The sequence below is a fragment of the Aliivibrio thorii genome, assembly GCF_057368585.1.
Genome location: NZ_CM170654.1, coordinates 2463633 through 2489806, shown reverse-complemented (window position 1 = coordinate 2489806; position 26174 = coordinate 2463633). Strand labels below are relative to the sequence as shown.

General features: G+C 39.8%; 24 protein-coding genes and 2 tRNA genes. 21 read left to right on the top strand and 5 right to left on the bottom strand.

All coding sequences use genetic code 11. The features are described 5' to 3' along the window. Nucleotides 1–360 precede the first annotated feature (360 nt). On the top strand, nucleotides 361–834 hold the full coding sequence (gene greA, locus AC2IP4_RS11335) for a transcription elongation factor GreA (RefSeq protein ID WP_105055535.1): 474 nt from the start codon (nucleotides 361–363) through the stop codon (nucleotides 832–834). Between the two features lie 97 nt (nucleotides 835–931). Here the strand turns inward: greA and yhbY are convergent, their stop codons facing one another. Then, the gene (gene yhbY / locus AC2IP4_RS11330) at nucleotides 932–1228 is read right to left on the bottom strand and encodes a ribosome assembly RNA-binding protein YhbY (RefSeq protein ID WP_486310284.1); all 297 of its coding nucleotides are present in this window, start codon (nucleotides 1226–1228) and stop codon (nucleotides 932–934) included. 118 nt (nucleotides 1229–1346) lie between these two features. Between yhbY and rlmE the strand changes: the two genes are divergently transcribed. The 15 genes from rlmE (at nucleotide 1347) to nlpI (ending at nucleotide 17342) form a co-directional block, all read left to right on the top strand. After that, nucleotides 1347–1976 carry a 23S rRNA (uridine(2552)-2'-O)-methyltransferase RlmE gene (rlmE, locus tag AC2IP4_RS11325; RefSeq protein WP_060992450.1) on the top strand — a complete coding sequence of 210 codons (630 nt, stop codon included), beginning with the start codon at nucleotides 1347–1349 and terminating at the stop codon, nucleotides 1974–1976. 85 nt (nucleotides 1977–2061) lie between these two features. Then, nucleotides 2062–4026, top strand: a complete 1965-nt coding sequence (ftsH, locus tag AC2IP4_RS11320; protein WP_375321795.1) for an ATP-dependent zinc metalloprotease FtsH — start codon at nucleotides 2062–2064, stop codon at nucleotides 4024–4026. Nucleotides 4027–4092: 66 nt separating this feature from the next. Beyond that, nucleotides 4093–4929, top strand: coding sequence for a dihydropteroate synthase (folP, locus tag AC2IP4_RS11315; RefSeq protein WP_486307002.1), 837 nt, complete (start codon nucleotides 4093–4095; stop codon nucleotides 4927–4929). A 51-nt stretch (nucleotides 4930–4980) separates the two neighbouring features. After that, nucleotides 4981–6318 carry a phosphoglucosamine mutase gene (gene glmM / locus AC2IP4_RS11310; protein WP_375321797.1) on the top strand — a complete coding sequence of 446 codons (1338 nt, stop codon included), beginning with the start codon at nucleotides 4981–4983 and terminating at the stop codon, nucleotides 6316–6318. A 151-nt stretch (nucleotides 6319–6469) separates the two neighbouring features. Further along, entirely contained in the window at nucleotides 6470–6802 is a 333-nt protein-coding gene (gene secG / locus AC2IP4_RS11305; protein WP_105054034.1) for a preprotein translocase subunit SecG, read from the top strand. Between the two features lie 9 nt (nucleotides 6803–6811). Continuing rightward, nucleotides 6812–6896: transfer RNA gene (locus tag AC2IP4_RS11300), tRNA-Leu, on the top strand. A gap of 69 nt (nucleotides 6897–6965) precedes the next feature. Further along, nucleotides 6966–7042, top strand: a tRNA-Met gene (locus AC2IP4_RS11295). A gap of 165 nt (nucleotides 7043–7207) precedes the next feature. Then, nucleotides 7208–7663: a ribosome maturation factor RimP gene (rimP, locus tag AC2IP4_RS11290; RefSeq protein ID WP_012549404.1), complete on the top strand. Its 456-nt coding sequence runs from the start codon at nucleotides 7208–7210 to the stop codon at nucleotides 7661–7663. A gap of 17 nt (nucleotides 7664–7680) precedes the next feature. Then, nucleotides 7681–9168 carry a transcription termination factor NusA gene (nusA, locus tag AC2IP4_RS11285; RefSeq protein WP_486307003.1) on the top strand — a complete coding sequence of 496 codons (1488 nt, stop codon included), beginning with the start codon at nucleotides 7681–7683 and terminating at the stop codon, nucleotides 9166–9168. A gap of 23 nt (nucleotides 9169–9191) precedes the next feature. Then, the gene (infB, locus tag AC2IP4_RS11280) at nucleotides 9192–11870 is read left to right on the top strand and encodes a translation initiation factor IF-2 (RefSeq protein WP_375321799.1); all 2679 of its coding nucleotides are present in this window, start codon (nucleotides 9192–9194) and stop codon (nucleotides 11868–11870) included. Nucleotides 11871–11981: 111 nt separating this feature from the next. After that, nucleotides 11982–12389: a 30S ribosome-binding factor RbfA gene (gene rbfA, locus AC2IP4_RS11275; RefSeq protein WP_060992443.1), complete on the top strand. Its 408-nt coding sequence runs from the start codon at nucleotides 11982–11984 to the stop codon at nucleotides 12387–12389. After that, nucleotides 12389–13345, top strand: a complete 957-nt coding sequence (gene truB, locus AC2IP4_RS11270) for a tRNA pseudouridine(55) synthase TruB (protein ID WP_486310283.1) — start codon at nucleotides 12389–12391, stop codon at nucleotides 13343–13345. Before rbfA ends, truB begins: the two co-directional genes overlap by 1 nt. A 163-nt stretch (nucleotides 13346–13508) precedes the next feature. Then, complete coding sequence (gene rpsO / locus AC2IP4_RS11265; protein ID WP_130044297.1) at nucleotides 13509–13778, top strand: 30S ribosomal protein S15; 270 nt, start codon at nucleotides 13509–13511, stop codon at nucleotides 13776–13778. A gap of 349 nt (nucleotides 13779–14127) precedes the next feature. Then, nucleotides 14128–16257, top strand: coding sequence for a polyribonucleotide nucleotidyltransferase (pnp, locus tag AC2IP4_RS11260; protein ID WP_375321802.1), 2130 nt, complete (start codon nucleotides 14128–14130; stop codon nucleotides 16255–16257). A gap of 110 nt (nucleotides 16258–16367) precedes the next feature. Next, complete coding sequence (nlpI, locus tag AC2IP4_RS11255) at nucleotides 16368–17342, top strand: lipoprotein NlpI (RefSeq protein WP_375321803.1); 975 nt, start codon at nucleotides 16368–16370, stop codon at nucleotides 17340–17342. A gap of 76 nt (nucleotides 17343–17418) precedes the next feature. On the opposite strand, the gene AC2IP4_RS11250 is transcribed toward nlpI, so the two are convergent. From AC2IP4_RS11250 to AC2IP4_RS11240, 3 genes are all read right to left on the bottom strand, one after another. Continuing rightward, entirely contained in the window at nucleotides 17419–18297 is an 879-nt protein-coding gene (locus AC2IP4_RS11250) for a U32 family peptidase (protein ID WP_486310282.1), read from the bottom strand. Between the two features lie 9 nt (nucleotides 18298–18306). Beyond that, the gene (ubiU, locus tag AC2IP4_RS11245) at nucleotides 18307–19308 is read right to left on the bottom strand and encodes a ubiquinone anaerobic biosynthesis protein UbiU (RefSeq protein WP_486307007.1); all 1002 of its coding nucleotides are present in this window, start codon (nucleotides 19306–19308) and stop codon (nucleotides 18307–18309) included. A gap of 207 nt (nucleotides 19309–19515) precedes the next feature. Continuing rightward, nucleotides 19516–21543 carry a sensor domain-containing protein gene (locus tag AC2IP4_RS11240; RefSeq protein ID WP_486307292.1) on the bottom strand — a complete coding sequence of 676 codons (2028 nt, stop codon included), beginning with the start codon at nucleotides 21541–21543 and terminating at the stop codon, nucleotides 19516–19518. Nucleotides 21544–21759: 216 nt separating this feature from the next. Between AC2IP4_RS11240 and ubiT the strand changes: the two genes are divergently transcribed. Together ubiT and AC2IP4_RS11230 are read left to right on the top strand one after the other, a co-directional pair. Then, nucleotides 21760–22278, top strand: a complete 519-nt coding sequence (gene ubiT, locus AC2IP4_RS11235; RefSeq protein WP_486307008.1) for a ubiquinone anaerobic biosynthesis accessory factor UbiT — start codon at nucleotides 21760–21762, stop codon at nucleotides 22276–22278. Next, nucleotides 22268–22771 (top strand): GNAT family N-acetyltransferase, encoded by a 504-nt coding sequence (locus AC2IP4_RS11230; RefSeq protein ID WP_486307009.1) that lies wholly within the window; start codon nucleotides 22268–22270, stop codon nucleotides 22769–22771. The genes ubiT and AC2IP4_RS11230 overlap by 11 nt, the downstream gene beginning before the upstream one ends. A gap of 49 nt (nucleotides 22772–22820) precedes the next feature. Here the strand turns inward: AC2IP4_RS11230 and AC2IP4_RS11225 are convergent, their stop codons facing one another. Continuing rightward, the gene (locus AC2IP4_RS11225) at nucleotides 22821–23282 is read right to left on the bottom strand and encodes a hypothetical protein (RefSeq protein ID WP_486307010.1); all 462 of its coding nucleotides are present in this window, start codon (nucleotides 23280–23282) and stop codon (nucleotides 22821–22823) included. A 166-nt stretch (nucleotides 23283–23448) separates the two neighbouring features. Between AC2IP4_RS11225 and AC2IP4_RS11220 the strand changes: the two genes are divergently transcribed. The 3 genes from AC2IP4_RS11220 (at nucleotide 23449) to prfC (ending at nucleotide 25953) form a co-directional block, all read left to right on the top strand. After that, on the top strand, nucleotides 23449–23850 hold the full coding sequence (locus AC2IP4_RS11220; protein WP_486307011.1) for a DNA polymerase III subunit psi: 402 nt from the start codon (nucleotides 23449–23451) through the stop codon (nucleotides 23848–23850). Further along, nucleotides 23840–24286, top strand: a complete 447-nt coding sequence (gene rimI / locus AC2IP4_RS11215; protein ID WP_375321810.1) for a ribosomal protein S18-alanine N-acetyltransferase — start codon at nucleotides 23840–23842, stop codon at nucleotides 24284–24286. The genes AC2IP4_RS11220 and rimI overlap by 11 nt, the downstream gene beginning before the upstream one ends. An 86-nt stretch (nucleotides 24287–24372) precedes the next feature. After that, entirely contained in the window at nucleotides 24373–25953 is a 1581-nt protein-coding gene (prfC, locus tag AC2IP4_RS11210; RefSeq protein WP_375321811.1) for a peptide chain release factor 3, read from the top strand. Nucleotides 25954–26174 lie beyond the last annotated feature (221 nt).

Here is a 26174-nt window from a genome sequence, read left to right as displayed (position 1 = left end):
TTAAATAAAGTTTTCTTAGATTTTAAGCTTAATGGTGTTTTATGTTTTTTTTAGTTTTAACTATAAAAATAATGTGATAATTGTCCCACTTTATATTTTATACCCTATTATTTTACTGGCTTAATTTTATTTTTGAGACGAACTTCTTACGTGTGTTGTAGTCATTACTTAAAAACAAATGCCAGAAACAAACAATAGATAGGTGATAAAAGCCATTTCTTTGTTTACACTAGAGCAAATTAAATTTAAACAGATACACTTAGGTCGTTTTCTTATTTAGCAAATGTTTTGCTACTATGGGTGCCCTTGGTGGGATTTTTATTTGCTGAATTTGTAATTTCAGCTTTAGAGGTGGAAAATATGGATAAGGTACCAATGACGGTACGTGGTGAAAAGTTACTGCGTGATGAGTTAGATGTGTTATTAAAGCGTCGTCCTCTTATTTCAAAAGCAATTGGCGAGGCTCGTGAACTTGGTGACTTAAAAGAGAATGCTGAATATCATGCTGCTCGTGAAGAACAAGGTATCTGTGAAGCTCAGATCCGTGATATCGAATATAAGTTATCAGTTGCTCATGTGATTGACGTTACTAAAATGGTCAACACTGGCAAGATTATTTTCGGAACTACAGTTACATTGATTGATGTGAATACTGACGATGAAGTTAAATATCAGATTGTAGCGGATGATGAAGCTAACATTAAAGAAGGTCGAATTTCAGTAAACTCACCGATTGCTCGTGGTTTGATTGGAAAAATGGCTGGTGATGAAGTGAACATTCAAACGCCAGGCGGCACTAAAGAATTTGAAATCGAAGAAGTCGAGTACATTTGATTTGTAACTATTGATTCAAAATATAAAGGCCGCGTAGTTATCTTTAAGTAGAGAACTAAGACGGCCTTTTTAATTTCTTACAAAATAAGTGTAGAAATTATTTTCTAGGGATCTCGATTTTACGAGCTTCGCTAGCGCGGAATAGAACAAGTGTCTTACCGATAACTTGTACTTTTTCAGCTTCAGTTTCGCGAATGATTGCATCAACAATCAGTTGCTTAGTATCACGATCTTCAGAAGCGATTTTAACTTTGATTAGCTCGTGGTAATTAAGCGCAATCTCAATTTCAGCTACTACAGCTTCAGTAAGACCGTTTGAGCCCATCATCACAACGGGTTTTAAATTGTGAGCAAGGCCTTTAAGGTGTTGCTTCTGTTTTGTGCTTAGGTTCATATATACCCGATTTTTTCTATATTAAGGGTTGAAAACAGCCTATTCTAACGCCATCTATCCCTGAAGACTATTTTTTGTTTCAGTCTTCTAATTTAAATTAAGTATTTTTAGGTAATGCATGAGTAAGAATAAACTTTCAGCAAGCTCTGGCCGCTGGTTAAAAGAACACTTTGACGATAAATACGTTCTTGAAGCGCAAAAAAGAGGCTATCGTTCTCGTGCTATTTTTAAGATTGAAGAAATTCAAAATAAAGACAAGTTATTAAAACCAGGAATGACGGTTGTTGACCTTGGTGCTGCTCCTGGTGGGTGGTCACAGTATGCGGTTGAACAAGTAGGTGATTCAGGGCAAGTTATTGCTTGTGATATTTTAGCAATGGATTCAATCGCAGGTGTAAGCTTTCTGCAGGGGGACTTTAGGGAAGAAGCAGTATTGAACGCATTGCTTGAACGCATACAACCAGATATGGTAGATGTAGTAATGTCTGACATGGCGCCAAATATGAGTGGTAACCAAGCGGTAGATCAACCAAGAGCTATGTATCTTGTTGAGTTAGCATTGGATATGTGCCGTCAAGTATTGGCTCCAAACGGCAGCTTCACAGTTAAAGTATTTCAGGGTGAAAGCTTTGATCAATACTTACAAGAAGTCCGTAAAATGTTTAAAGTCGTCAAAATTAGAAAACCAGATTCATCACGTGCTCGTTCTCGTGAAGTGTATATTGTAGCCACTGGTTACAAAGGATAATTCGTACGTAGTAGCTACACTTAATAAACTGTAGTACTCTATCTTTCATCTATTTAGTTAACGCGGGGTTAACACCTTGAGTGACATGGCAAAAAATCTAATATTGTGGCTGGTTATCGCTGTTGTTTTAATGTCGGTATTCCAAAGCTTTGGGCCGGGTGACAGCTCTGGTCGTTCGATTGATTACACCACTTTTGTAAAAGAAGTTGGTAATAGTCAAGTACAAGAAGCAACGTTTAATAATCGTGAAATTAAGGTAACGAAGCGTGACGGTAGTCGTTATGTAACGTATATGCCTGTATTCCAAGATCCTAAATTGCTTGATGATCTTATTAACCAAAACGTAATCGTTAAAGGCACACCACCTGAAGAGCAGAGCTTACTTGAGTCTATCTTTATTTCGTGGTTCCCAATGATCCTTCTTATTGGTGTTTGGATCTTCTTTATGCGTCAGATGCAAGGCGGCGGTGGCAAAGGTGCAATGTCCTTTGGTAAAAGCAAAGCTAAGATGATGACTGAAGAGCAGATTAAAACAACCTTTGATGATGTTGCTGGTTGTGATGAAGCAAAAGAAGACGTTAAAGAATTAGTTGACTACTTACGTGAACCAAGTCGTTTCCAAAAGTTGGGTGGTAAAATCCCAACAGGTGTTCTTTTAGTCGGGCCTCCGGGTACGGGTAAGACACTGATTGCAAAAGCGATTGCTGGTGAAGCAAAAGTACCTTTCTTCTCTATTTCTGGTTCTGATTTCGTTGAAATGTTTGTTGGTGTTGGTGCATCTCGTGTGCGTGACATGTTTGAACAAGCGAAGAAGTCATCTCCTTGTATTATCTTTATCGATGAAATCGATGCTGTCGGTCGTCAACGTGGCGCTGGTGTTGGTGGTGGTAATGATGAGCGTGAACAAACACTGAACCAAATGTTGGTTGAGATGGATGGCTTTGAAGGTAACGAAGGTATTATCGTCGTTGCTGCAACTAACCGTCCAGACGTACTAGATGCTGCATTACTTCGTCCTGGTCGTTTTGACCGTCAAGTTGTTGTTGGTTTACCAGACATCCGTGGACGTGAACAAATTCTTCAAGTTCATATGCGTAAAGTACCATTAGCTGGCGGTGTTGAACCATCGCTTATTGCTCGTGGAACACCGGGTTTCTCTGGTGCTGACTTAGCAAACTTAGTGAACGAGGCTGCGTTATTCGCTGCTCGAACTAATAAGCGTGTTGTATCAATGGTTGAGTTTGAGCTTGCGAAAGACAAAATCATGATGGGTGCAGAGCGTAAATCAATGGTAATGACAGAAGAGACAAAAGCCTCGACTGCGTATCATGAAGCGGGTCATGCTATTGTTGGTCGTTTAGTTCCTGAACACGATCCAGTGTATAAAGTATCAATCATTCCACGTGGCCGTGCGCTAGGTGTAACGATGTACTTACCTGAGCAAGACCGAGTAAGCATGAACCGTCAACACTTAGAGTCGATGATTTCAAGTCTATACGGCGGTCGATTAGCAGAAGAGCTAATCTACGGTGTTGATAAAGTATCGACAGGTGCATCAAACGACATTGAACGAGCAACTGATATTGCACGTAAAATGGTAACCCAATGGGGTTTCTCTGATGCATTAGGTCCTCTGCTTTATGCAGAAGATCAAGGCGACCCATTCTCAGGCCACGGCGGTTCTCATCAGTCAAAGCATGTTTCACCTGAAACACTAAAACTTATTGATGCTGAAATTCGTACTATCATTGATCGTAACTACGCTCGCGCTAGACAGATCCTTGAAGATAATATGGATATCATGCATGCAATGAAAGATGCACTAATGACATTTGAAACGATTGACGCTGGTCAAATTGATGATTTGATGGAACGTAAAACTGAGATCCGAGAACCTCAAGGTTGGGGCGATGATAATCAAACTAAACCTCAAGAGAAAAATGAGAAACCAGTAAACGAAGAAGAGTCAAAAGTAGAAGAAAATCCTGAGGACGAAAAACCTCAAGAGCCTGAAGATACTAAAAAAGATTCTGATTCATCAGAAAAATAAGATGAATTAAGTTCGAAATAAACCCCGAGTTATGCTCGGGGTTTTTGTATTTTAAAAGGACTAAACATGAACTTAATAAGTAAAGATAAAACGTTAATATTAGACCGTTCTCATGTTATGGCGATCCTTAATGTTACGCCGGATTCTTTTTCTGATGGTGGACAATTTACTCATCTAGACGTTGCATTAACGCAAGCAGAGAAAATGGTAAATGCAGGCGTCAGCTTTATTGATATCGGCGGAGAGTCAACACGCCCAGGTGCGCCAGAGGTTTCATTACAACAAGAGTTAGATCGTGTTATCCCTATTATTGAGGCTGTTCATCAGCGATTTGATACTTGGATTTCTATCGATACTAGTAAAGCTATTGTAATGAAAGAAGCAGTAAAAGCTGGGGCTGATTTAATTAATGATGTACGAGCATTGCAAGAACCAAATGCATTAGAGGCTGCAGCAAAGGCAAATGTGCCTATTTGTTTAATGCATATGCAAGGTCAACCAAGAACGATGCAATCAAATCCTACTTATCAAGACTTGTTTACAGATATTTCTGACTTTTTGAGTGAGCGGATTTTAGCGTGCCAATCGGTTGGTATCGCAAAAGATAAGTTAATTCTTGATCCAGGATTTGGATTTGGTAAAACCTTGGAGCATAATTACCAACTACTTGCAGAATTAGAGCGTTTTCATCAACTAGGTTTACCTGTCTTGGCGGGAATGTCTCGCAAATCAATGGTTTTTAAATTACTCGATGTTGAACCTCAACAGGCAACGTCAGGTAGCTTGGCATGTGCGACGATTGCGGCAATGAAAGGCGCACAAATTATTCGAGTTCATGACTTTGAACAAACCATTGATATAATCAAAGTTTGCCAAGCAACGTTAGAACAAGTATCTCATTAAAGAATTGTTCATTTTAAAATAAATTATTAAAAATAAAACATGGAGTACAACATGGCTGAGCGTAAATATTTTGGAACCGACGGTGTTCGTGGTCTGGTAGGTCAAGCACCTATTACCCCAGATTTTGTTATGAAACTCGGTTGGGCTGCTGGACAAGTTTTAGCTAAGCAAGGCACAAAAAAAGTCATTATCGGTAAAGATACGCGTATTTCAGGCTACATGTTGGAATCTGCCTTAGAGGCTGGTTTGGCTGCTGCTGGATTACAAGCGAAATTTACGGGTCCAATGCCAACTCCAGCTGTGGCTTACCTTACTCAGACGTTTCGTGCTGAAGCGGGTATTGTTATTTCAGCATCTCATAATCCATATTATGACAACGGAATTAAATTCTTTTCATCTGAAGGAACAAAATTGCCAGATGATATTGAAATGGCGATTGAAGCTGAGTTAGATAAACCAATGACGTGTGTTGAATCTGCATTGTTAGGTAAAGCATCTCGTTTAAACGATGCTGCAGGTCGTTATATTGAATTTTGTAAAAGTACCTTCCCTAAAGAGCTGAGTTTAGCCGGTGTGAAAATGGTTGTAGATTGTGCTCATGGCGCAACGTATCACATTGCACCGAACGTTTTTAAAGAACTTGGTGCAGAGATCGTTACTATTGGTTGTGAACCAAATGGTACTAATATTAATCATGAAGTAGGAGCTACTGACGTACGTGCTCTACAAGCAAAAGTGCTAGAAGAAAAAGCAGATTTCGGTGTCGCTTTTGATGGTGATGGTGACCGTATTATTATGGTTGATGAATTTGGTGAGAAGGTTGATGGTGACCAAATCGCTTATATTATTGCTCGTGATGCGTTACGTCGTGGTGAATTGAAGGGTGGGGTTGTTGGTACTTTGATGACCAATATGGGAATGGAAGTGGCGTTACGTAATTTAGGTATCCCATTTGTTCGTTCTAATGTTGGTGACCGTTATGTGATGGAAAAACTATTAGAGAACAACTGGTTAATTGGAGCTGAGAATTCAGGTCATGTTATTTTATTGGATAAAGTAACTACGGGCGATGCAATTGTCGCGGCACTTCAAGTAATCGCTTCTATTGTAGGAAGTAAAATGTCATTACAAGAATTATGCAATGGTATGAGTATGTTTCCACAAGTATTGGAAAATGTTCGTTTTACTGGCGATAGTAATCCTCTTGATTCTGATGCAGTTAAGGCAGCTCAAGCTGATGTTGAATCAAAATTAGGTGATAACGGTCGAGTTTTACTACGTAAATCAGGCACGGAACCTTTAATCCGCGTTATGGTTGAAGGCGAGAATGCTGAGCTTGTTCAGCAATATGCACTTCAGATTGCTGATGCAGTAAAGGAAAGCTGTTAATTTAACCAATTAAATGAAATTGAACGTTTTTTGTTAATTTTAACTTGTCATAGTAGCCTAGTTTGGTTAATATCCCTCGGCCTCTTAATTGAGAGGGCGCTGGTGTTGCCAATGGGCTACCGGTACATTAATTAGATACATGGGTGACGGAATGCATACTATTCTACTTGTGATTTATCTGATTGCCGCAGTCGGTGTAATTGGCCTAGTATTGGTACAACACGGTAAAGGCGCAGATATGGGAGCTTCATTTGGGGCTGGAGCATCAAATACAGTATTTGGCTCTGGTGGCTCTGGAAACTTTTTAACCCGAATGACCGCACTTTGTGCAACAGTATTTTTTATTATCAGCTTAGCGCTAGGCAATATGTCTACGCATAAATCTGAAGGCTTTGATCTTAAATTAGATCAACAAGCAACAGAGCAAGTAACTGATAATACGAGTGACGTTCCTGCTACTGAAAACAGCGACGTACCTCTTTAAACGACTTTAGCCGAGATGGTGAAATTGGTAGACACGCTAGCATGAGGTGCTAGTGCCTTATGGTGTGAGGGTTCAAGTCCCTCTCTCGGCACCATATTCAGACAAGAATCTGATTCTTGTAATAAAAGGATAAAGAAACTATACTTTCTTTGTTCTTTTCGGACGCGGGATGGAGCAGCTTGGTAGCTCGTCGGGCTCATAACCCGAAGGTCGTCGGTTCAAATCCGGCTCCCGCAACCAATTATCTAATAAGAGTAATTGCTATTATTAGATAAGTCACGCAAGTGGCATTCAGGGTCCAGCAGTACTAAACCCCGCAATTTTCGGGGTTTTTTGCTATCTGAAACAGACTGTTTTTTAAGAATTGGGCCTTTAGTGCCCTTTTTTTGTTTTCAGGGGATATCAATGACAGGATTAGAAAGACAACTAACAGAAATGCTTGAGGCTCCTGTTGGTGCTTTAGGTTATGAATTGGTCGGTTTGGAATTTATTCGTGCGGGTGAGCATTCAACGTTACGTGTATTTATCGATCATGAAAATGGCATCTTTGTGGAGGACTGTGCAGAAGCCAGTCGTCAAATCAGTGCGGTAATGGATGTAGAAGATCCAATTACAGTAGCATATAACCTAGAGGTTTCGTCTCCAGGTCTTGAACGTCCACTGTTTAAAGCAGCACATTATCAACAATTTGTTGGTCACGAGGTCAGCCTTGTATTAAAGATGCCGATGAATAACCGTCGTAAATGGAAAGGAGATATCCTAGACATTAACGGTGAGATTGTTACGGTTACAGTTGATGGTAACAATGAAGAATTTGCGTTAAGCAACATTTCAAAGGCGAACTTAGTTCCTAAATTTTAAGGCTGATAGAGGCTAAAATGAACAAAGAAATCTTAGCTGTTGTAGAAGCAGTATCAAATGAAAAAGCTGTTCCTCGTGAGCGAATTTTTGAAGCATTAGAAATCGCGCTAGCAACAGCAACAAAGAAAAAATCTGAATTAGAAATTGAAGTACGTGTAGCGATTGATCGCAAAACAGGTAACTTTGAAACTTTCCGTCGTTGGGTAGCTGTAGAAAAAGTTGAACACCCAACGCTTGAAATTTCTATTGAAGCGGCACAGTTTGAAGATGAAACTATCGAGATCGGTGGTTACGTTGAAGATGATATTGAATCAGTAACATTTGACCGTATTACCACTCAAACAGCGAAACAAGTTATCGTACAAAAAGTACGTGAAGCTGAGCGTGCAATGATCGTTGAACAGTTTATTGATAACGAAGGTGAACTAATCACTGGTATCGTTAAAAAAGTAAATCGTGATGCAATCATTGTGGATCTTGGTAACAACGCTGAAGCGGTAATTTTACGTGAAGACCAACTTCCACGTGAAAACTTCCGTCCAGGTGACCGTGTTCGTGGTCTGCTATACGCAGTTAAACCAGAAGCACGTGGTTTCCAGTTATTCATGACTCGTTCAAAAGGCATTATGCTAACTGAACTATTCCGCGTAGAAGTGCCAGAAATCGGTGAAGAACTGATTGAATTAAAAGCCGCTGCTCGTGATCCAGGTTCTCGTGCTAAAATCGCAGTGAAAACTAACGATAAGCGTATTGACCCTGTGGGTGCTTGTGTTGGTATGCGTGGTGCTCGAGTTCAAGCTGTATCGAACGATCTTGGCGGTGAGCGTATTGATATCGTGCTTTGGGATGATAACCCGGCACAATTCGTTATCAATGCAATGGCTCCAGCTGAAGTTGCTTCTATTATTGTTGATGAAGACAACAATACAATGGATATTGCTGTTGAAGCTGATAACCTAGCACAAGCAATTGGCCGTAGTGGTCAAAACGTACGTCTAGCATCTCAACTAACTGGTTGGGAACTAAACGTAATGACAGTTGCAGATCTTAACAAGAAGCACCAAGAAGAAGCGCAAGGTTCTATTGATGCATTTGTTAAGCATTTAGATATTGATGAAGACTTTGCTCAATTATTAGTTGAAGAAGGTTTCACAACTCTTGAAGAAGTAGCTTACGTACCTGTAAACGAACTACTTGAAGTTGAAGCGTTAAACGAAGAAACAGTTGATCTTCTTCGTACACGCGCTAAAGAAGCGCTAACAACACTTGCATTAGCGCAAGAAGAGTCTCTTGATGGTGTTGAACCAGCAGAAGACCTACTTGCTCTTGAAGGTTTAGAGCGTGAATTAGCGTTTAAACTTGCAGCTAAAGGTGTAATTACACTAGAAGACCTTGCAGACCAAGGTGTTGATGAGCTGTCTGATATTGAAGATCTAACAGAAGCTCGTGCTGGTGAGTTAATCATGGCAGCACGTAATATTTGTTGGTTTAGCGACGAAGCATAATTATTTCAGCAAGGAGAAGCGGTATGACAAAGCTTACGGTAAAAGCACTTAGTGATGAAATTGGAACTCCAGTTGACCGCTTACTTCAGCAATTTTCGGATGCTGGTATTAATAAAAAAGATGGCGATTTTGTTTCTGAAGGTGAAAAGCAATCATTGCTAGTTCACCTAAAGAAAGAGCATGGTAGCGCTGATGACAGCGCGTCACCAACCCGTCTAACTCTTCAACGTAAGACTCGTAGTACATTAAGTGTTGCTGGTACTGGCGGTAAAAGTAAAGATGTGCAAGTTGAAGTACGTAAAAAGCGTACTTATGTAAAAGCAAGCACACTTGAAGAAGAGAAGAAAACTGAGCAGCTGAAAGCAGAAGCTGAAGAGCAAGCAAAACGTGATGCAGAGGATGCTGCAATTCGCGAAGTTGAACAAAAAGCACAACGTGAAGCGGAAGAAAAAGCTAAGCGTGATGCTGAAGCAGAGGTTAAAGCAAAACGTGACGCTGAACAAAAAGCGAAACAAGCTGAGACTGAAAAGGCTAAAAAAGAAATGACTACTAAAAATGATCAAGCAAAAAAAGAAGCTGATGAACTAAGACTTCGTCAAGAACAAGAAGCAACTCGTAAAGCAGAAGCAGAAGCAGCAAAACTGGTTGAAGATGCTCGTAAACTGGCTGAAGAAAATGAAGCTCGTTGGAAAGAAGAAGAGCAAAAGAAATCAGCAGCTGAAAAAACTGCAGATTACCATGTGACAACTTCATCTCACGCTCGTGAAGCAGAAGATGCTGCTGACCGTAAAGATGAGCAACAGCCTCGTCGTCGTAAGAAGAAAGCGAAACCAGCTGAAGCAGCACCTCGCGGTGGTCGTAACCAACGTGGCGGTCGCAACAAGAAGCCTCAAGTAAACAAACCAACTTCTATGCAGCATGGCTTTGATAAGTCAGCAACTGTTGCTAAGCAAGATGTTGCTATTGGTGAGACAATTGTTGTTTCTGAACTGGCAAGCAAAATGTCAGTAAAAGCGACTGAAGTAATTAAAGTTATGATGAAGATGGGCGCTATGGCGACTATCAACCAAGTTATTGACCAAGAAACAGCGGCTCTAGTTGCTGAAGAAATGGGCCATAAAGTGGTTCTTCGTAAAGAAAATGAATTAGAAGAAGCAGTACTGTCTGATCGTGATAACAATGCAGCGGTTGAAGGTCGAGCACCAGTTGTTACTATCATGGGTCACGTTGACCACGGTAAAACTTCTACACTGGATTACATCCGTCGTGCACACGTTGCTGATGCGGAAGCTGGTGGTATTACACAACACATCGGTGCATACCACGTTGAAACTGACAACGGTATGATCACTTTTCTTGATACTCCTGGACACGCAGCGTTTACCGCTATGCGTGCACGTGGTGCTCAAGCGACAGATATCGTTGTTCTTGTTGTTGCTGCAGATGATGGTGTTATGCCACAAACAATCGAAGCTATCCAACACGCAAAAGCGGCTGGTGTACCTCTGATTGTTGCAGTAAACAAAATCGATAAAGAAGGCGCTAATCCAGATAACGTTAAAAATGAGCTTGCTCAATACGACGTTATTCCTGAGGAGTGGGGCGGCGAGAATATCTTCGTTCATATCTCTGCTAAGCAAGGTACAAATATCGAAGGTCTTCTTGAAGCAATCCTTCTTCAATCTGAAGTACTTGAATTAACTGCGGTTAAAGAAGGTATGGCATCAGGTGTTGTTGTTGAATCTCGTCTGGATAAAGGCCGTGGCCCTGTAGCTACTGTTCTTGTCCAATCTGGTACTCTAAACAAAGGCGATATCGTTCTTTGTGGTCAAGAGTATGGCCGTGTACGTGCAATGCGCGATGAAAACGGTAAAGACATTGAATCAGCAGGTCCATCTATTCCTGTAGAAATTCTTGGTCTTTCTGGTGTTCCTGCATCAGGTGACGAAGCAACAGTTGTTCGTGATGAGCGTAAAGCCCGTGAAGTTGCTAACTACCGTCAAGGTAAATTCCGTGATGTTAAACTAGCTCGTCAACAAAAAGCGAAACTAGAAAACATGTTTGCAAACATGGAAGCTGGTGAAGTAGCTGAATGTAACGTTGTACTTAAAGCTGACGTTCAAGGTTCTGTTGAAGCAATCGCTGATTCACTACTGAAACTGTCCACTGATGAAGTTAAAGTTAACATCATCGGTTCTGGTGTTGGTGGTATTACTGAAACTGATGCAACACTTGCAGCAGCATCTAATGCAATCCTTCTAGGCTTCAACGTTCGTGCTGATGCGACAGCTCGCCGTACAATTGAAAATGAAAACCTAGACCTTCGTTACTACTCAATCATCTACCAGTTGATTGACGAAGTTAAACAAGCGATGGGCGGTATGCTTGCTCCTGAGTTCCGTCAAGAAATCATTGGTCTTGCACAAGTACGTGAAGTATTTAAGTCTCCTAAACTTGGCGCTATCGCAGGTTGTATGGTTACTGAAGGTACAATCAAGCGTAACAACCCAATTCGTGTTTTACGTGAAAACGTAGTTATCTACGAAGGTGAGCTTGAATCACTACGTCGTTTTAAAGATGACGTTGCTGAAGTTAAAAATGGTTACGAGTGTGGTATCGGCGTTAAAAACTACAACGATGTTCGCGCTGGCGACCAAATCGAAGTATTCGAAATTGTTGAGATCAAACGTACTCTTGACTAATTGACTATAATTACTAACGTTATCATTAATGATAAGTAGTAATCGGTTGTTGAATACACCATGGGGGGCTGGTAATTACCAAGCCCCCCATCTTTCTAAGTGAGAAATGATATGTCAAAAGAATTTAGCCGCACACAACGTGTGTCGCAACAATTACAAAAAGAGTTAGCTCTAATTCTACAACGCGAAGTTCGTGATTCACGCATCGGTATGGTTACCATTTCTGATGTTGAAGTATCTCGTGACCTTGCATACGCAAAAGTATTCGTTACTTTCTTCTGTGTTGGTGATCAAACGCCTGAAACATGCCTAGCAGCACTAAAAGAACATGAAGTGCCAGTTCGAATGATGCTTGGTAAACGTATTCGTCATCGTTTAACGCCAGAGGTTCGCTTTACTTACGATAATACGCTTGTTGAAGGTATGCGTATGTCTAATTTAGTGTCGGACGTTGTAAACACAGATAAGCGTAAAATGGCTGAATCTGGTCGTACTGAATCAGATGAAGGTGAAGAGTAATGGCTCGTCGTCGTAAGGGGCGTCCAGTTAATGGTGTTATCTTAATCGATAAACCAACAGGAATTACGTCGAACGATACATTGCAAAAAGTAAAACGTATTTACTTTGCTGAAAAAGCAGGTCATACCGGCGCGCTTGATCCACTTGCAACTGGTATGCTGCCATTATGTTTTGGTGAAGCGACGAAGTTCTCTCAGTTTCTATTAGATTCTGATAAGCGCTACCGCGTTGTTGCTAAGCTTGGTGAACGTACTAACACTTCCGATTCTGATGGTGAATTAGTTCAAACTCGTGAAGTAAAAGTTGACCGTGGTCAGCTTGAACGTTGTATTGCTAAGTTCCGTGGTACGACAGATCAAATCCCTTCAATGTTTTCTGCGCTAAAACACCAAGGTCGCCCTTTGTATGAATACGCACGTGAAGGCATTGAAGTACCACGTGAGTCTCGTAAAATTACGGTATACTCAATTGAATTGATCCGCTTTGAAGGTCATGAAGTTGAGATGGAAGTACATTGTTCTAAAGGTACTTACATCCGTACAATTACCGATGATCTTGGTGAAATGCTTGGTTGTGGCGCGCACGTAACTTACTTACGTCGTACTGGTGTATCAAATTACAAATATGAAAATATGGTAACTATTGAGCATCTTGAAGCGTTACTTGAGCAAGCACATCGTGAAGAGATAGCACCTCGTGAATTGCTTGATCCACTGCTTATGCCAATGGATTCAGCAGTACAAGATTTACCAGAAGTAAATATGATCCCAGAATTGGCTGATCATGTTTTACATGGTCAACCTGTGCAAGTATTTGGCGCACCACAAGATGGCATCGTTCGTATGACATCGGGTGAGGAGCGTTTATTCATTGGTGTTGGTCATATCGATAATGATGGTCGTGTTGCTCCGAAACGTTTAGTTGTTTTTAGAGATGAAGTCGAAGAAGATAAGTAAGCCTACGTAAATTGCATCATTCAAGAAAGAGCAAATGCCTTGTGGTTTTTGCTCTTTTTTTATTGCTTTATTATTGTTCATCCGTATAATTCGCCCTTCGCGTAGTGGCTGAATCAGAGATTGGCTACTACAAATATTAAACAACTCTTATCAGGAGAGAATTATGTCTCTGAATGCAGAAACTAAAGCAGCAATCGTTGCAGAATACGCACAATGTGAAAACGATACAGGTTCACCAGAAGTACAAGTAGCACTACTTACTGCTTCTATCAACCACCTACAAGGTCACTTTGCTAATCACAAGCACGATCACCACAGCCGTCGTGGTCTATTACGTATGGTTTCTAGCCGTCGTAAGCTTCTTGATTACCTGAAAGGCAAAAACCTTGCTCGTTACCAAGATCTAATCAAACGTCTAGGCCTACGTCGCTAATTTGCGATGTCTGTAAAGACAGTTTGACGAAAAGGAGCGTTTATCGCTCCTTTTTTTATACCTGCAATATTATGTCCCTTGGTATAACTCTCCTTTTTCATTTCTGAACCTCGCATATTGCCTCAATTGGGGTATACTATGGCCGTTGAAATCGCTGTGTGCGTTTTTAACGCTATAATTTTGTTCATCTATTACAGTCACCGAAGTCGGCCACTAGGTCGCGACTATTACAAGTTATCTTTTTTAAGTAAATTTGTACTAGTCGCGATTGGTAATAGATTGAATTATCACTTAAATTTTCTTAATTTCAGCCAGAAATGGTTTGGTTATTAAGAATAAAGGAAAAATAATGTTCGCGAATCCAGTCGTAAAATCATTCCAGTACGGTAACCACACCGTAACTCTTGAGACGGGCGTAATGGCACGTCAAGCAACTGCAGCTGTTATGGCAAGCATGGACGATACTTCAGTATTCGTTTCTGTTGTTGCTAAAAAAGACGCAGTACCGGGTCAAGATTTCTTCCCATTAACAGTTAACTACCAAGAGCGTACTTACGCTGCTGGTAAAATCCCTGGTGGTTTCTTCAAGCGTGAAGGTCGTCCTTCTGAAGGCGAAACACTAACGGCTCGTCTAATCGACCGTCCAATTCGTCCACTTTTCCCAAGTGCGTTTAAAAACGAAGTTCAAGTTATCGCAACGGTTGTTTCTATCAACCCTGACGTAAACCCAGACATGATCACAATGATCGCAACATCTGCTGCACTTTCTATCGCTGGTGTACCATTTAATGGTCCTATCGGTGCAGCACGTGTTGGTCACATCAATGGTGAGCTAGTTCTTAACCCATCAAACACTGAGCTTGAAAACTCTAAACTAGACCTAGTTGTGTCTGGTACAGAAGGCGCAGTATTAATGGTTGAGTCAGAAGCTGACAACCTATCTGAAGAAGAAATGCTTTCTGCTGTTGTATTTGGTCACGACCAACAACAAGTAGTAATTAAAGCAATCAACGAATTCGCTGCTGAAGTAGCTACTCCTGCTTGGGATTGGACTGCTCCAGAAGTAAACGTAGAGCTTAAAGCGCAAGTCGCTGAGCTTGCAGAAACTCGTCTTTCTGAAGCGTACCAAATTACTGAAAAAATGGCGCGTTACGAGCAAGTTGGCGTAATTAAAAACGAAGCTGTTGAAGCACTTCTAGCTCAAAATGAAGAACTAGACGAGCGCGAAATCCGCGGCATGCTTGGTTCTCTAGAGAAAAACGTTGTACGTAGCCGCATCATTGCTGGTCACCCACGTATCGATGGTCGTGAAAAAGACATGGTTCGTGCGCTAGACGTACGTACAGGTGTTCTTCCGCGTACACACGGTTCTTCTCTATTCACTCGTGGTGAAACTCAAGCACTTGTTACTGCAACGCTTGGTACACAACGTGATGCACAAATCATCGATAGCCTAATGGGTGAGAAGAAAGATCACTTCCTTCTACACTACAACTTCCCTCCATACTGTGTAGGTGAGACTGGTTTTGTTGGTTCACCTAAGCGTCGTGAAATTGGTCACGGTAAATTAGCTAAGCGCGGTATCCAAGCGGTTATGCCTTCTGTTGAAGAATTCCCATACACAGTACGTGTAGTATCGGAAATCACTGAATCTAACGGTTCATCTTCAATGGCTTCTGTATGTGGTACTTCTCTAGCACTTATGGATGCTGGTGTTCCAATTAAAGCATCTGTTGCTGGTATCGCAATGGGTCTTGTTAAAGAAGGCGACGATTTCGTTGTTCTTTCTGACATCCTTGGCGACGAAGATCACCTAGGTGACATGGACTTTAAAGTAGCGGGTACTAACGAAGGTATTACTGCTCTTCAAATGGACATCAAAATCGAAGGTATTACTAAAGAGATCATGCAGATCGCTCTAAACCAAGCACAAGGTGCGCGTAAGCACATCCTTACTGTTATGGATGAAGCAATCTCTGGTGCTCGTGAAGATATCTCTGAGTTCGCTCCACGTATCCACACAATGAAAATCAGCTCTGATAAGATCAAAGATGTTATCGGTAAAGGTGGTGCAGTTATCCGTGCTCTTTGTGAAGAGACTGGTACAACTATCGAAATCGAAGACGACGGTACTATCAAAATCGCTGCGACTGAAGGTGCTGCTGCTAAAGAAGCTATCCGTCGTATCGAAGAAATTACTGCTGAAGTTGAAGTGGGTAAGATCTACACAGGTAAAGTTATGCGTATCGTAGATTTCGGTGCGTTCGTAACGGTTCTTGGTCCTAAAGAAGGTCTAGTACACATTTCTCAAATCGCTGAAGAGCGCATAGAGAAAGTGGCTGATCACCTACAAGTTGGTCAAGAAGTGAAAACTAAAGTACTAGAAATCGACCGTCAAGGCCGTATTCGTCTAAGTATTAAAGAAGCAAATGCTGAGCTAAACCCAGCACCTGCTGCTGAAGCAAAAGACGCAGAATAATCTTATTGATTACAGTCTTTTAATATAAAGCGTGTTATAAAGGGAGCAGAAATGCTCCCTTTTCTTTTAACTACAGTTAGAAGAAGTCAGCTTATCATAGGAGAAAATGAGTGAATTGGATTCGAGTAGCCTTAGTTGGCGTAGTTATGGTGTTATCAGGTTGTGCATCAACAAGTAACACTTCTGGATGGGTTTCCCCTCCAATGGCGGTACCTTTGCAAGCAAGTATTCAGCAGGAGATACAACGCTCTCGTTTGGATCAACTATTACTGCGTCCAGATGTTGATGATATAACCCGAGCTAAAATGTTTTATGAACGCGGGTTAATTAATGATAGTCTGGGATTACGTGATTTAGCTCGTGTTGATTTCACTCAATCTTTAAACTTGAAGCCAGATCAAAGTGATGTATTTAATATTTTGGGTGTGTATTACACGCAGAATACTGATTTTGATGGGGCTTATGAAGCGTTAGATTCAGCATTAGAACTTGATCCTAGTAATCAATTTGCAGAGCGAAATTTAGCGATTGCTCTTTATTATGGTGAACGTTATGACCAAGCGTATGAGATAGCAAGAAAGCATTATAATGATGCGCCAACAGACCCTTATCGTGCGATTTGGTTATATTGGATTGGCCTTGAAGTTGACCCATTAGCGGCAACGGAAGAATTCAAAGTTCAATATCAACAACGTACAGATGATGATTTTGGGTGGGATCTTGCAGGCCTGATTCTAAAAGAGACAACTGAAGATGAGTTTTTTAATAAGTTACTAACCACGACTCGTAATAACGTGGAGTTAGCTCAGAAATTAACCGAAGGTTATTTTTATTTAGCGAAAGGCTACCAGCATGATGGTGATTACCCAAGTGCAATTGCTCTGTATAAATTAGCAATGGCAGGTAATGTCTATGAATTTGTTGAGCACCGCTATTCGTTTGTTGAATTAGGAAAGATCTATCAATCATTACGTGAATTACAAGAACAGAAAATAAAAGAGCAGCAAGCATTAGAAGCTAAAGAAACTGCTGTATCTGAAGGTATTGAAAAAGAAGCGTTAAAAGAAGAAGCGCTAAGCGAATAAATTGAGATTATTTTTTGAATCAAAAGCCCTGACTTAAAGTAAGTAAGGGCTTTTTTTTATTTACAGTACATATGAATTAAATTTGAACATCTAACCCTGCAATGTTGTGCCAATAGCCATTGCATTGACGTGCATCTTTTAATGCAAATTTTTCAGTACTGGCTTCATTAGCTTTAAACTTAGAGACTTCACTGAATGTTTCAACGCTTAATGGACTTAAACGAACCACATTAACTAGTTCATTCATGCTTGGTAAGTCATTGATTAAGTTATAGCAGTAGCCTGATTGAGTTTGAATTCCGTTTAATGTAAAGACTTCTTGTCCTTCTTGGCTGTTAACCGTAATACCATTAGGGTATTTGATACAACAAGTCCCGCATTCATCTTTTGGTTTATTTTCAGCTCTAGCAGTAAAGCATCGAGCAGAATAGGCTAATGGCAGATAGCCATAACTGAATACTTCAGTTTCAAATTTTCCCTTAATGCCTAAATCATCGCATTGAAGTAGAACATTCTGTAGCCACTCACGAGATAACTCAACGGGCATACACCAACGAGTCATACCCTGTTTTAAAAATAAATTGAGCGTTTGAGCGTTGTAACAGTTAACTGCAGGACCGACGACAAAAGGAACTTTACTTTCTGAAGCCAATTGAATCGCAGATACATCGTTAGCTTCAATAATGAAATCACCGTTATCAATGTATTTTTTCATCGCATTGACTTCACTTGGAGCTTCTAACAACGCCATGGTTGAAAGTACAACTTGCTTGCCTGAACTTGAAATATCTTTGGCAATCGCAAACCAGTCTTTAGGTTTCATTTCTCGGCGTTTTGAACAAACACTCTCGCCTAAATAAATAATGTCAGTTTCGCTGTTTATCGCTTTTTGATAAAAAGATTCAATGTTTTCTTTAGACCAAAAGTATAAGAGTGGACCTAATGAGTATTTCATGATGTTCTCCTATTGCCACTTCTTATGATAAGCACCAAGGGTCGTTTGAGTCCCTTCTGATACGTTTGCTAATGTCGCATCCCATTTAGGTTCAACAGAATAACTTTCAGGGGTTGATTTGCAGCGATCAATCGCAGCACGCCAAGTGCGAGTGACTTGCTCTACGTATGCAGGGCTGCGTTGACGGCCTTCAATTTTCACTGATGCCACATTAGCAGCAAATAGTTCAGGAACCAGAGATAAGGTGTTTAAGCTTGTAGGCTCTTCTAATGCATGGAATGTTTTTCCTTCTACATCGAAGCGACCTTTACAAAGGGTAGGGTAACCTGCGTTTTCACCTTTACCGTAGCGGTCAATAAGAATGTTATTTAAACGAGATTCTAGACCATTTTCTGTTTCTTGCCAGCGAACATATTTAGCTGGAGAGCAAGCACCAACCGTATTTGGTGATTCACCCGTCATGTATGAGGATAGGTAACAACGACCTTCAGACATGATACATAAGCTACCAAACGCAAACACCTCTAAATCAACATCAGAAGTTAAGTTACGCGATAGTTGCTTTACCTGATGGATTGAAAGAACTCGTGGCAAAACTACACGTTTAATATTGAAATTTTTCTTATAGAAATCAATCGCAGCAACGTTGGTAGCCGAAGCTTGAACGGATAAGTGTAGCTCTAAATCTGGGTATGCGTTTGCGGCATATTCTAATACGCCAATATCTGAAATGATTAATGCGTCAATTCCCATTGCTGCCGCATTATCCACCGCTTTTGTCCAACGGCTAAATCCATCTGGATGAGCAAATGTATTTAAAGCAACGTGAATATGCTTATTGTTGTCATGAACGTATTGCACTGCCTTTTCAAGTTTTTTACCTGTAAAGTTTAAGCCTGCAAAATGGCGAGCATTTGTATCGTCTTTAAAACCGATATAAACGGCATCGGCACCGCAATCAATGGCGGTTTTTAGAGCAGGTAAGTTACCAGCTGGGCAGAGGAGTTCCATAAGAATACCTAGTTACAAAAATCTGATGCTCTATGATAATGATAAGATAATTTTGAAACTTGATTTAAGGCAGGTTTTTAGTTGTTTTGTTACTTAAATAAAGAGTTGTAGTTGAGTAGGGTTAAATGCTAATTATTGCTATTTAAGAGGCTGTAATACCTAGAAAGAAGTAGTTTTATTCTAGGTGTTAAACCCTCTATTATTTGATTATCTTGAACGTTTATTTTGTACTAATAACGATTCAATCTCATGTTTCGGTTGAGGTTTGTAGAAGTGGAATCCTTGAATGGAATCACAGTTTAAACTAGAGAGAAGCATTGCTTGTTGTCTTGTTTCAACACCTTCTGCTACGATATCCATGTTTAGGTTTTTACCTAAGTTTATGACATTTTCTATAATGGTAATTTGTTTCGGTAATGTGTCAATTTCACTAATGAAGCCACGGTCAATTTTTAATTCATCAAGTGGGAAACGAGCAAGATAGGCTAATGAAGAATAGCCAGTACCGAAATCATCGATAGAGAGTGTAAAACCTAATTTCTTAATTGCATCAAGCATTTGAATCGCGTGTTCACCATCGCTCATTACGGCACTTTCTGTCAGCTCTAAAGTGATGCAATTAGGGTCTACTTGAGTTGTTTTTAGTAGCCGTTCCATGTATTCAATTAATTGAGGGTTACCGAATTGTGCCGGAGATAAATTAATCGCGATTCGGCCAGGCAAGATCCCTTGAATTTTCCATTCTTTTACCGTTTGGAAAACTTCACGCATTACCACTTTGCCTAAGGTTTCAATTAAACCAGAGCGTTCAGCTACAGGGATAAAGCGAGCAGGACTGATGTAACCCTCTACAGGATGTTTCCATCGAACAAGCGCTTCTGCGCCATTAATTCTAAAATCACGGGCACTGACTTTTGGTTGGTACCACACTTCTAATCCATTATTTTGCAATGCCTTTTGAAGTTCGATCTCTAGCCATAATCGCATTCTTGCTTCTTTGTTCATTTGGTCGTGGAATTTAATCAAACGGTTTCGGCCACGATCTTTTGCTTCATACATAGCGGTATCAGCGTTTTGTAATAAGCTACGAGCATCAGTCCCATCAATAGGGTATTGAACGCTACCAATAGAGCAAGCTAATCGTTTAGAGAAGTGAACTAAGTCAAAAGGTTGATTGATTAACTTGATGATTTTATCTGAGAGTTGGTCAAGAATTTGGTTATGTTCAGGCTTTGGAAATAGGATGCCAAATTCATCGCCACCTAAATGCCCAACAATGGCGTGTTTTGGTAATAGCTTTTGTAGACGAGTCGAGATCTCTTTTAATACACGATCGCCGATGTGGTGGCCTAAAGAATCATTAATATTCTTGAAGTTATCAATGTCTAAGTAGAGCATGAAAAAAGGAATGTTTTCTTTTATCATCTTTTCTATGACATGAGTAAAGCCGTGTCGGTTATATATCCCTGTCAGTAAATCAACTTGAGAAACTGCCATTTGATTGGTTGTTGCAAGTTGTTTCTTATGTTCTTTTAAAATAACAAGGTGAGCAGGGCTGCCTAAAATAAGTGTTTTTTCAACGGTTAAGAGTAACTCAGCTTGAATGCCACAATTGACAGTCGTTCTTACTGTGAGTTGTTGTTCTGAGGCTAAATTAGCAATGACTTCAGATAGAGAGTGGGTTTTATTACTTGAAATTAATAGTTGTTCAATACTTTCGCCAATAAATTCGGCTGGTTTATTAAAACCAAGCATCTTTGCTGATGCAGTATTAGCAGAAACAATGATGTCGCCTTCAATTAAAAAGACAGAATCATTAAGAAGCTCTGTTAATTTTTGGTATTTTGATTCACTTTCTTTTAAAGAATTAAGTAATTGCTGGCGCTCAGAGGTATCTACGGCATGAAAGACAATGTAAGTGTTATTGTCTTGCTCTATTGGGAACAAACTAAAATGAAGACTGGTATCAAAACGATGGTCGTCTAACGTGATTTCAGCTTCAATTTTTTCACCATTTAAGGCTCGGCAATAATAAGGTCTGAGAGAGGCATAAAAATGTGCGCCTAAAACCTCAGAGTCAGAACGTCCACATAATTCTTCCCGGTTTAATCCACTGATCTCACAGTAACGATTATTAACGGTAACGTAGTTATGGTCCGTGTCCAAAATAGCAAACAGAAATGGACTGTTATCTGTTAGCAAAGGAAGCCAATGTTGTATTTGAGAAAGTGACATAGTGTTACCGCTTTTTAGTAAAGAAGACAAATAACTTCCAGAATTAGTAATAATTATTAGTATTTATAAGTCGAACGATAAAATATACATTGAATGAATCCCTATTTTCTACCCTAAATTGTAATAAGTACTTTTTTTGATAAGAAACAGGTTAGATATCGGACAATCAATTTATACTTGCTTACAGTTATCGACCAAATGTAATGGAAATTAAGCGTGATTAATCAAATTCGTTCAAAACTAGTAGAAAATGCAGCATCAGTTCTCAAAGTACCTGCAAAATTAGTTCCTGTTTCAATGCAACAAAAGGTATTACTCGAAGGATTAAAACAAGTCTTTCACGAAGCACTTGAAGATGGTGATTTTGAATTTTTGGAAGATAAGTGGTTAAAAGTTTCAATTCTTGATCTCGAATTGCACTGGTTTATCAGTTATCAAGATGAAAAACTGATAGTCTCCAATAAAGCTGAAAAAGAAGATGTTAGCTTTAGTGGTCCGCTGAATGATTTAATTTTAATTGCTGGCCGTAAAGAAGATCCTGACACTTTGTTTTTTCAACGACGCCTAAAAATTGAAGGTGATACAGAGCTTGGGCTTGAAGTGAAAAACTTAATGGACAGTGTTGAGCTTGATTCATTACCAAAACCTTTAAACCAAGCATTAATGACGTTGGCTAATTTTGTCCAACAAGGTTTGCAAAAGCCTGAAGCGAAAGAGACGATAAATGCTTATTAGAACTGAAGCTCCTGCGGATATTTTAACGATTGATCTATTGGTTCGTGAGACATTTGAGACTGAAGCAGAAGCTCAGTTAGTGATGTCTTTACGTGAAAATAGTCATTTAACATTGTCGTTAGTTGCGTGTACCGATGACGGTGAAGTGATTGGCCATTGCCTTTTTAGCCCAGTAACGCTTAACGGTGATGATTTTAATTGGCAAGGGCTTGCGCCTTTGTGTGTAAAAAAAGAATTTGAGAAACAAGGTATAGCTCAGTCTTTAGTGAATGAAGGATTAGAAACCCTAGCGGAGCTTGGTTATCCAGTATCGGTAGTATTAGGTGACCCCGCTTATTACCATCGCTTTGGTTTTGAGTCTGCGAATCAATACAATATGAAGTGCAAGTGGGAAGCACCTGAAGGTGCATTTATGATAAAAGCGTGCTCTCCTGAATTTCTTGAAGGAAAAGCAGGCCTTATTGAATATTGTCCTGAATTTGATTTATTGTAACGTATTAATAAAATGCTCATTTCAATAATGAGCATTCATTTTTAAACTATCATTTTAATCCCCAAACTTCTATTTTTGCTTTTTTGACGACTCCTGCTGCATTTAAAGTAAGATTACCCCTACTTCTATATTCTAGCCCTAGTCGGTCAAACTTTGCGGTGTCTGAGCTTGGAAGTGTATAGGCTCTTGTTGACATTCCTTTCGTCAAATTATCTACTGTTTTTAGTTTTTTATTTGAACCATCACTCATTGTGACGTTTATACTTTTAATATTTACAGCACCTTGAATACATTTTATTTTTATTTTCGAAAATGCTCTTTGACTAATAAAAGCAATGGGTTCGACGGTATCTGCTTCTTGTTCAAAATTAACCACTTTATCGCTAATTAAAACCCATTCATTTTCACTAGCATAAGCAGAATTTAACGACATAACATTAATGAGTAAGACCAGTAATAGAATTGCCAGTAATGAACAAATACCAGCAACTGTAAGTAGTTTTTTTTTCATCTACATAGCCTAAAATCAAAAGGGCTGAAGAGTCTATAAGATGAATACATGCCAAAGTCAGGTGGGTGTAAAATCAACGAACTGTTTATTATTTAAGACACTTCAAGTGGCATCCGTTCTAGAATATTGGTAATATCCCAACCCTTAAATTGACAGGTGAATTGAGATGCCAAAACAAGCGTTACAGTTTTTAAATGAAATGGATATTTCTGTTTGGCAAGTCAGACAAACTGAATATTTCGCAGCATTAAAAAACAGTACAATATCATTGTCTGAAACTTGTCAGTTATTATTTATCGCTTCTTCTGTTCCTACTGAGCGTGATGCTTTCCTATTTGGTAAAGTTCTTGCGAGTATGAAACTCTTACCAGAGCAGGCGTTATTTCTTCCTTCTGAGTCGTTAGAATATGTAGCTGAACACCATTTAAAATGGTGTTGGTTTTCAGGTGTCCCTATTACTGAGTTAGAAGGCGTGCAAACATTAAGCTCACCTCCTTTATTTGATATGCACACCAATACTCAATCACGACGCGATTTATGGCGACAAATTTGTTCTTATGACGATTAATATTCAATGCATTTCTGATTCTCATCTAGATGATATTTGGCGAATTGAAAGAGCGGCACATTCGCACCCTTGGGCAGAATCGATGATCCGAGATCTAAATAGTCGTTGTGCACAACATCGAGTGATGTTAGAAAACGATCAAGTTGTGGGCTATTTTTATGCTCAAAACGTGGTGGGAGAGGTTACTTTACTTAATATTGCTATTGATCCTGCATATCAAAGAAAAGGATTTGGTCGTAAATTGACTGAGTTTTTTATAGATATGTGTATGGAGCAAAGTGCAGAGTCTGCTTGGCTTGAGGTACGCGAAAGTAACGTAAAAGCAATTTCTTTGTATGAATCTGAAGGGTTTAATGAAGTGACTCGACGCCACGATTACTACCCAACAGCTAATGGTAAGGAAGACGCCATTATCATGAGTTATATATTCTTTTAATTCGGCGCTTTAGATAATGAACGTCTTTGAGTATAATCTCGCCTAATTTACATCCTTTCTGAAATCTTACAGGATTATCAACGCTTATGTCTTTTTTACAAGAAGTGGGTAAACGCAGAACGTTTGCCATCATTTCTCACCCGGATGCGGGTAAAACAACCATTACTGAAAAAGTATTATTATTCGGAAACGCGATTCAAAAAGCGGGTACCGTAAAAGGTCGTGGTTCAAACCAGCACGCAAAATCAGACTGGATGGAAATGGAAAAAGAACGTGGTATCTCGGTAACTACGTCGGTAATGCAATTTCCATTTAATGGTTGTCTTGTTAACCTTCTTGATACTCCTGGACACGAAGATTTCTCGGAAGATACTTACCGTACACTAACGGCAGTAGATTCATGCCTAATGGTTATCGATGCCGCTAAAGGTGTCGAAGATCGTACTCGTAAATTGATGGAAGTAACACGCCTACGTGATACACCTATCGTTACGTTTATGAACAAATTAGACCGTGAAGTACGTGACCCAATGGAAGTGCTTGATGAAGTAGAAAGCGAGCTAGGAATGGCTTGTGCTCCTATTTCATGGCCGATTGGTTGTGGTAAAGAATTTAAAGGTGTTTATCACATTCATCGTGATGAAACGATCTTATATGAATCAGGCCATGGCCATGAAATTCAAGAAGTTCGTACAATTAAAGGTCTTGATAACCCTGAGTTAGATGTAGCGGTTGGTGCCGAATTGGCTGCAAGCGTACGTGAAGAGTTAGAATTAGTGATGGGTGCTTGCCCTGAATTTGATCTTGAACTTTTCCTTGCTGGTGAGTTAACACCTGTTTACTTTGGTACTGCACTAGGTAACTTTGGCGTTGACCATATGCTAGAAGGTCTAACCGATTGGGCTCCAGCTCCACAAACACGTGAAGCAGTAGAGCGTCCAGTTGAAGCAACAGAAGAAAAATTCTCAGGCTTTGTATTTAAGATCCAAGCAAACATGGATCCTAAGCACCGTGACCGTATAGCTTTTATGCGTATCGTGTCAGGTACTTATACTCAAAGTATGAAAATGAACCACGTTCGTACAGGTAAGAGCGTTAGTATTTCTGATGCAGTAACCTTCATGGCAGGAGATCGCTCTCGTGCTGAGACGGCGTATGCGGGTGATATTATCGGTCTACATAACCACGGTACGATTCAAATCGGTGATACATTCACACAAGGTGAGAGTTTAAAATTCTCAGGTATTCCAAACTTTGCCCCTGAACTGTTCCGTCGTATTCGCCTAAAAGATCCATTAAAGCAAAAGCAATTGCTTAAGGGTCTTGTTCAACTTTCTGAAGAAGGCGCGGTACAAGTATTCCGTCCACTACAAAACAATGATTTGATTGTAGGTGCGGTTGGTGTACTTCAGTTTGATGTGGTTGTTTCTCGTTTGAAATCTGAATATAACGTAGAAGCAATCTATGAAGGTATCAGTGTAGCAACGGCTCGTTGGGTTGAATGTACTGACGGTAAGATGATGGATGACTTCCAACGTAAAAACCAAACTAACCTAGCGTTAGATGGTGGCAATAACTTAACGTATATTGCACCTACAATGGTTAATTTGAATTTAGCATCTGAGCGTTTCCCTGATGTTCAATTTAGAGCAACACGTGAACACTAATTTGTGTGATCATTAAAAAATAAACAACGGAGTCTTAACGGACTCCGTTTTTGTATCTATAGTTATCTGAGAAGTAATTAAGCTAAGTTGATGTTGTCGATATAAAAATAATAAGGATCTTTTATGTGGGATGTAATTAAGCAATGGATAAAAAAGTATGATGCTTGGTGCAACTCTCTTGGTTTAACGCCTGAGAATAAACGTAGTTGTATGCCATATAA